Annotated in this window: 2 protein-coding genes and 1 pseudogene; all 3 read right to left on the reverse strand. The window is 42.2% G+C overall.

The features are described from left to right. Positions 1 to 679, reverse strand: a pseudogene (locus tag C6G87_RS08635) (hypothetical protein); the annotation flags it as partial. Beyond that, positions 679 to 1,050 (reverse strand): hypothetical protein, encoded by a 372-nt coding sequence (locus C6G87_RS07625; RefSeq protein WP_104752914.1) that lies wholly within the window; start codon positions 1,048 to 1,050, stop codon positions 679 to 681. The gene C6G87_RS07625 and the pseudogene C6G87_RS08635, both read right to left, overlap by 1 nt. A gap of 34 nt (positions 1,051 to 1,084) precedes the next feature. After that, positions 1,085 to 2,533 carry a hypothetical protein gene (locus C6G87_RS07630; protein ID WP_233709069.1) on the reverse strand — a complete coding sequence of 483 codons (1,449 nt, stop codon included), beginning with the start codon at positions 2,531 to 2,533 and terminating at the stop codon, positions 1,085 to 1,087. Positions 2,534 to 3,012 lie beyond the last annotated feature (479 nt).

Here is a 3,012-nt window from a genome sequence, read left to right on the forward strand (position 1 = left end):
TTTTTAATCGCTCTAAGAGGTCCACAACACTTAAGACATCGGGCTTATTCAAAGTAGAGGGGACGCTTGCCAAATGCGCTTTAGGCTTAGGGGTGATCTTAAGGGGGTTTGTGCTACTCTCATTTAAAGGAGTCTGTATGTCAGTGTCTATCCCCTTACCCCCGGTTAAAGATGTGGATTTTTGGTTTAACTTTGATTCTAAGCGGTTGTATGCTGTGCCTGATTCTGAAGAAGACCCCGCCTTTGAGTTTAAAGATGGTTCATGGGTGGCGTTTAAGTCCGATAAGGAGTTTTTTACTACCACAGATTGGTGCGGCGATTCTTGTGGCGAAGTGAGCTTAAACGAAGTGAACAAACTACTATCTAAGTCAGATTCTTGACCTAGTGCCTTCATTTTGCGCCTTAAGTCTTTGGCTTCCTTCTTAGTTAAACTGCCCTCTAGTTGGAGTTTGCGTTTAGCCTTATAGAGGGGGTCTAATGCCTTCTTCACCTTCCAACTTTTGGGCGTGTGTAGCTGTACCTCACTGGGCACGCCCTTAAAGTCAAAGCCTATATGCACCCCCTGATACCCATCTTGGGTTTTTATAAACTTGAGACTAATGTCCTTAATGTTGTGGTTATTCTCTAAGTTCTCAAACACGCGTACAAGCTCCATATTAAAAGCTTGCCTATCTACCACTATAGCCCCCTTAGCAAGTCATCCACTCTTTGTGCATCCCCATTGTAATACGCCAACTTCTCTTCTATACTCTGTACGCTCTTTAAGGTGTTGTTGGCTTCTAGCGTGCTATCACCCCCCTTAAGCCCCTCTAAGAGCTCTTTAAACCCCTCTTCTTGTTCTTTAGCGGTGGTGTGGAGTTCTAGGGCTTGACTTTTTAGCTCTTGGGTGGTAGGGTTGGGGGTGATCTTAAGGGGAGTGTAGAGTATCTTGCCTTGTTGTGCTTGGGCTTGTAGTTGGGGTAATTCCTCTAAAGTATGGCGCTCAAACTCCCAGCCGATCTTATGCTTACGCGCCCTTTGCCAACTACGCGATCCCCACTTACACCACATTTAAAGAGCAAAGATTGCTAAGGTGTCTGTAGGTTTAAAAAATTAGTTTTTCGTAGGTGATAAAAAACCCGATGTCCTTGATACTCTCATCTAGTTGGAAAGACCCTGAATCTACTTGCCAATTGATTTTATGGGGGATTAGTGGAATATTGATTCCATACTTGAGAATATGGCTTGAAAATTGAAACCTAAACCCAATATCTAGCTCTAGATCGTAAGAGGCGCGCCAAAGAGCTTTGGTTTTGGCATTGAGGACAAAATTAGTACTCCCACCCTGCACGCCCACAAACATGCCATAATAGACAGGGGGCTTATAGTGTGTAGGCGTGTTGAAGTCATAAATTAAATTTGAACCCAAATTAATTTTAATGTCTTGCAAACGCCCAAAAAGAGACGCGCTGTTAAAAAGTGGGCTATTAATATAACCATAACCCACAGACGTATGGATAGAAAAGCCAAAATGCCCACTAAAAAAATACTGCCAACCGGCGAGCAAATCTACATTATAGCCTATACTAGAGAAAAACTTAGAGGAGGATTGGTTAATACTTTTGGCTAGAGGGACTAGGCTAGGTTTGATCTGTGTATGCGTGTCTGAAATGTTGGGAATAGCATCTAGTTGGTGGTAGGCTGTTTGGATTTGGGGGGCAAAATTTTGGTAGGAGAAGTCAAGTTGATTAGATAGGCTAAATTGGGGACCATCTCCTAGTGCTGTTGTGGCTGTGGGAACAGCACTATCCAAATAAGATTTACCGACCATAATAATCCCAAATGTATTTTGATAGTTGTCAAGTAAGCCTTGCATGTAGGTAGAAATCTGGGCAGAAGAGATTCCATATTGGGTAGCTAGGTCTTCAATGGCTTTTGCTTGGGCGTTAAACCAAGCGGCTAGGGCGATGAGTTGGCCAAAACTTGTCTGCAAGACATTGGGATCGATGTTGTTGGCAAGATTTGTAAAATAATTGTTGGCACCCCCAGCTTGTGCTATGCCATTGAGCAATGCTTGGCCACTCACAACATTGTGAGTCCCATCATAATTAGCTTCATAATATTGAAGCTCTGAAAACTTGGGATTTAAAGCCGCTAAGGTTTTCAAATCTTTAACAAGAGTCTTTGCACCCTGCAAAAAAGCAGGGATTTGGCTAGCACTACAATTGCCATTCCCGCAAATTGAAGTGGCATTCTCAAGAGTTGTTGTGACAGAGTTTCTAGCATTGTTATATATCTGCACCTTACTTTGATACTCTTGTTTAGCTTTTTGGTATGCGGTGTGCTTGGTGTCATAGTTTTGTCTTTGAGAGCTTAAGGCCTTGTCGTAATTATTAACTTCCTGCGTGAGCTTTGCTTGCAAGGACTTAAGCTCATTAAAGACAGTGTTGTATTGGGACATAGTGGCTTGGTTGTGCGCATTATTGGCAGAAATGTCAAGAGCACTTTGGAGCTCTTGGAGAATACTTGTAATCTTGGCGTACAAAGCCTGCATACCGTTTAGATTGGAAAGATTAATAGAAGACAAGTTATTAAGATCTTGGTTGCTATTTTTGGCATGGATTAGCGATTCATTAAGGTTATTGAGCAATTGTAAAGCATCTTGGAGGTCCTGTTTAGCATCTTGGCTTAGCCTTGTTGCATCGGTTGCTGGTGGAGCTATGCCAACGTGGGTCTTAGTTAGTGTAGATGACCTATAAGAGGGACTCTCGTTACTAATACCAAACCCTCCACCAACAAAAAAACCATCCCGTACGTCCCCATAGGCTACACTTAAAACCACCAATACACAAATATATCTTTTGAGGTACTCCATCTGGTCTCCTCACACCTCCATGCATAATAACCTAGTAAGCTAATAGTAAGTTCATTGGCTATAGAATAACCTTTTACATCATAAATTGGGGTGACGTAATGTTTAATTTTTTTCTTCCACATTGTTACAAATCTGAGTTTGTTCTGCCCCGTTAAAGC

It is taken from the genome of Helicobacter baculiformis, from assembly GCF_900197685.1.
Lineage (GTDB): Bacteria > Campylobacterota > Campylobacteria > Campylobacterales > Helicobacteraceae > Helicobacter > Helicobacter baculiformis.